We start from the raw sequence: 4,687 nt of genomic DNA on the forward strand, positions 1-4,687 counted from the left end.
GACCCTTTTGACATCTTCCAGGCTTCCTTTGTTTTAAAGAATGCGTATCCGAATTTCCCGAAAGGCACCGTTCACATGGCTGCGGTCAACGCACACCCGGGAGGAGATACAACTTATGTGGCTTTGGAATATGATGGTCATTATTTCATCGGAACGGACAACGGCTTGTTCTCCATTGTGTTGGATCAGCCGCCATCCAAGGTAGTAGAACTGACAATAAATCAAGACAGCGACCTGATGACCTTTCCCGAAAAGGACTTGTTTGTTAAGGCTGCATGTCACCTGGCCAGGGGAGGCACCCTGGAAGTACTCGGAAGAACCTACCATAACCTTATGCAACGGACCGTCCTTCAACCTGTGACCGAATCCAACCTGATCAAAGGCAGTGTCATTTATATAGACGTGTACGGCAATGTAATCACCAACATTACTGCCAACGACTTCAGGCAGATTGGCAAAGGCAAAGCCTTCAACATCTCCTTCCGGCGTCCCGGATACGACATCTCAGAGTTGTACCAATCGTACGACGAAGTACCCGAAGGCGAGAAACTGGCGTTGTTCGGAGCTGCAGGATACCTGGAAGTTGCGATCAACAAAGGCCATGCCGCCAATCTCCTGGGATTGCGCGTGGGTGAAATTCTCAGGGTGGATTTTTTTGATGGAAGGGGTGTGTAACGAACGTGTACCACCAACATATTCACACCTGAATCCCAATATCATTTCCATTTACTTTCAGAACATGCTATCTTTACCTGCATGATGGTTGGCTTCACCTCCGAAGAACCCGACTTCACCTCCGCTTTGTGAACAAAAACATGGTATTCCCATATAACTACTTGGGCATTGATACCGTTGCTTTATAAGATTGTGTTCTGCATTGATCCTGACAATGATCAGTCTGTACACACTGAAACCATATTGGAATATGATGATACATTCAGGGCAGGTTAAGAAAAAAGTAAACCTGATATTGCTGGTGGATGACAACAGTTTTGATAATTTCTACCATCAGCGGATCATTGAACAAAGCGAAAGGGCAAATCAGGTTGTAGAGCGCCAAACAGCAGCCGCAGCACTCAACTATCTGAAAAACCTGCCACCCGACCCCGACCAGGAACCTGACCTGATCTTTATAGACCTGAACCTTCCCGGTATGAATGGCTGGGAGTTCGTTGAGGCTTACCGTGGCCTTGAAGGTCAACTCCGGAAAACCGCCGTGCTGGTTATCCTCACTTCTTCAAACAACCCGGCAGACATCAAAAGAGCCGCTGCTCAGAATACCCCACTGCACTTCAGAACAAAACCACTGACTGAGGAAATGCTGGATGAGATTGTGGAGATGTACTGGTAATGCTGCAACAGCATACAGCAACAGCATACAGAAAGATGCCGTGTATTTGCAGATAACCATTGCATGCTCAAACTAAAGAAACATATATAACCCAACCGTTATATGATTAAGTTGTAAGCTGGTGGTTCAAATAAGTAAGCGATAAATCTTAATTTGCGGTGCAATTTTCAAACCAGCCTACCCCGGTAATGGCCCAGGCGTCGGCTGGCACATCACCACACCAGCCTGCCTTGCAATGGCTAGTGCTTCGGCTGGCAGGTCACCAAATCACCACATCACCACATCACCAAATCATCACATCACCACATCACCCCGTGCTTACCCGCATTGTAAAAATGACCTTCCGTCCTGAGCATTGTCAGGATTTCCGACGCATATTCGAACGTGTATCCCCTATGATCAGAGCCTTTCCCGGTTGCAAGGGGGTGAAATTATACTGCGACGTCAACAGCCCGGCTATTTTCTTCACGTACAGCATATGGGATAGTGAAACAGACCTGGAAGCCTACCGGCAATCAGAACTCTTCAGCACAACATGGACGGAGACAAAAAAGCTGTTCGCGGAAAAGGCGGAGGCTTGGAGTCTGAAGGAAGAGGGATAGAACCAACGTGAATTCAATCACCGCATAGTAAAACCACATTCCGCAACTTTCGGGTGGTAAGTGGCGGCGGGCTTCTCTACTTTTACATTATCAAAAGCAAGAGCTGCCATGAACCCACAGGAAAACATCGATTTTAACCGCATTGCCACCGCCATTGGCTATATCCAGAACAACTTCCGGCAACAACCCGGATTGGACGAAGTGGCGGAGAAAGTTCACCTGAGTCCGTTTCATTTCCAGCGTATGTTCAAGGAATGGGCAGGGGTAAGTCCAAAGAAGTTTCTTCAATACATCAGCATTGAGCATGCCAAGAAGTTATTAAAAGAAAGTCAGGCAACCCTCTCAGATGCCACCCATCACACCGGCCTCTCCGGTACAGGTCGTCTTCACGATCTCTTCATCAACATAGAAGGCATGACCCCGGCTGAATACAAACAGGGCGGCAGAAGTCTGACCATCCACTACACCTTTGCGGACAGTCCCTTCGGCAACATCCTGATCGCATCCACATCCAAAGGTATCTGCCACCTGGCATTTGCCGACGACCAAGGACAATCGCTGAATGAGCTCATCTCACAATTCCCCAATGCCACCTTCATCCAGAAGACCGACACCATTCAACAAAATGCGCTATTTATCTTTCAGCACGACTGGACCAAACTTCATGAGATCAAACTTCACCTTAAAGGCACGGAATTTCAGCTGAAGGTATGGGAGGCCTTAATACGGATTCCCTCTGGAAATCTCACGACGTACGGTCAGATCGCCGAGTTCATTAAACACCCGAAAGCATCCAGGGCGGTAGGAACCGCCATCGGAGATAACCCCGTAGCTTACCTGATCCCTTGTCACCGTGTGATACGATCCACCGGACACTTCGGACACTATCACTGGGGCGATTCCAGGAAAACCGCCATGATAGGCTGGGAAAATGTGAGAAATGAATTAAGAGTTAAGAAATAAGAATTAAGACGTTAGAACCTAGAAATCAGAAACTACTGCAATGAAAACATTCATCCTTATCCACGGTTCATGGCACAGTGCCTGGAACTGGCATAAAGTCACACCACTATTGGAAAAAGCAGGACATAAGGTATTCGCCATAGACCTGCCCGGAATGGGAAGGGATAAAACACCTGTTCAGGACGTGACCTTTGAGAAGACGGTACAAAAAATCTGCAACCTCATAGACTCCATTGAACAACCTGTGATTCTGGTGGGACACAGCAAAAACGGTATTATGATCTCACAGGTAGCGGAACACAGAGCTGAAAAGATTGAAAAACTGATTTACCTGGCCGCCTACCTAATACCCGATGGCAAGACCCAACAAACTTATTCTTCACAAGACAAAGAAGGTTGGCTCAAACCCTATGTAAATATTGATCTTGCAACACGATCTCACACATTGGACCCAGCGATCTATAAAGAAGGGCTCTACCATGATTGTGAAGATGACATCACCGAAATGGCCAAAGTGATACTAGGAAGCGAACCGATCGAATCCGGTACAACCATCCTCAATTTAAGCGAGAAGAATTTCGGCAGCGTGCCCCGCTATTACATCGAATGCCTGGAAGATCGTGCCGTAACACCTTTCATCCAACGAAAAATGTATGCGGAAACACCATGCAGAAAAGTTTACCAAATGCAGACCAGTCACTCACCGTTTTTCAGCAAGCCGAAGGAATTGACGGAGCTATTCCAGGAGATTGCGATGATGGGATGATGTGGTGATGTGATGATGTGGTGATGTGGTGATGTGGTGAATTAAGGATGTTCATCCCTTGCCACATATGCCCAAGGTAAGGCAACCTTAAACCTTAAACCAGAAACCAGAAACCAGCAACTACAAACTATAAACCGCCTCTGCTTTGCTTCTCAAGTTGTAGGAAGAGGCCATCACTTCCGAATAGGCACCAGTGGTGCGCAAAGCGACCAGATCACCACGCCGGGTAACGGGAAGCATCACAGCCTTGCCAAAACAATCGGAAGACTCGCAGATGGGACCTACCACATCGTACTTCTCCTCCCCTTCTCCCTCACGTGACGTAAGGGATTGTATCTTATGGTAAGACTGATACAGGGCAGGCCTTATCAACTCGGTCATTCCTGCATCCAGGATGGCAAAGTTCGTCTTGATGCCTTTCTTCACATAAAGCACTTTTGAGATCAGGCTTCCACATTGGGCGACAATGGAGCGTCCCAGCTCGAAATGGATCTTCTGGCTTGGGCGGGGTTCAAGGAATTTCCGGAACAGACCGAAATAGGTCTCAAAATCCGGGATGGGATTCTCGTCGGGATGATGGTAATCTACACCGAGGCCGCCTCCCAGGTTGATGTGTTCTACGATAATGTGATGATTGTAGAACCACTCCTGTATTTCATTTACCCGCAGACAAAGTCCTTTAAAGGCTTCAAGGTCCATGATCTGAGATCCGATATGAAAATGCAGACCGATCAATTTGATGTTCGGCGATTTCTTCAGGGTCTCCAGGGTCTTGTCCAGCTCCCAGATGTTGATACCGAATTTATTCTCCTCTAGCCCTGTTGTGATATACTTGTGGGTATTGGCATTCACATTGGGGTTGATGCGCAAGGCGATGGACGCCGTTTTGTTTTTGGCCGCCGCCAGTTCATCAATCACCCGGATCTCCTGGCGCGACTCGCAGTTAAAACAAAATATGTCCATGTCCAGCGCAAGGTTGATCTCCTCGTCTGACTTTCCTACCCC

6 protein-coding genes are annotated in these 4,687 nt (G+C 47.6%); 5 read left to right on the forward strand and 1 reads right to left on the reverse strand.

The genetic code is table 11. The annotated features are described in order from the left end of the window. The 5 genes from KDD36_14705 to KDD36_14725 form a co-directional block, all read left to right on the forward strand. On the forward strand, positions 1-675 hold a 675-nt coding region (locus tag KDD36_14705; GenBank protein MCB0397899.1), incomplete at its 5' end, for an SAM-dependent chlorinase/fluorinase. A 250-nt stretch (positions 676-925) separates the two neighbouring features. After that, entirely contained in the window at positions 926-1,351 is a 426-nt protein-coding gene (locus KDD36_14710; GenBank protein ID MCB0397900.1) for a response regulator, read from the forward strand. Positions 1,352-1,665: 314 nt separating this feature from the next. Next, complete coding sequence (locus tag KDD36_14715; GenBank protein ID MCB0397901.1) at positions 1,666-1,953, forward strand: antibiotic biosynthesis monooxygenase; 288 nt, start codon at positions 1,666-1,668, stop codon at positions 1,951-1,953. Between the two features lie 108 nt (positions 1,954-2,061). Further along, positions 2,062-2,916, forward strand: a complete 855-nt coding sequence (locus KDD36_14720) for a methylated-DNA--[protein]-cysteine S-methyltransferase (protein ID MCB0397902.1) — start codon at positions 2,062-2,064, stop codon at positions 2,914-2,916. A gap of 40 nt (positions 2,917-2,956) precedes the next feature. After that, positions 2,957-3,682 (forward strand): alpha/beta fold hydrolase, encoded by a 726-nt coding sequence (locus KDD36_14725; protein ID MCB0397903.1) that lies wholly within the window; start codon positions 2,957-2,959, stop codon positions 3,680-3,682. A 120-nt stretch (positions 3,683-3,802) separates the two neighbouring features. On the opposite strand, the gene lysA is transcribed toward KDD36_14725, so the two are convergent. Further along, positions 3,803-4,687, reverse strand: an 885-nt coding sequence (gene lysA / locus KDD36_14730; GenBank protein MCB0397904.1) for a diaminopimelate decarboxylase, incomplete at its 5' end; no start/stop codon positions are given.

This window comes from Flavobacteriales bacterium (assembly GCA_020435415.1).
In the GTDB taxonomy this organism is placed as follows: Bacteria; Bacteroidota; Bacteroidia; order JACJYZ01; family JACJYZ01; genus JACJYZ01.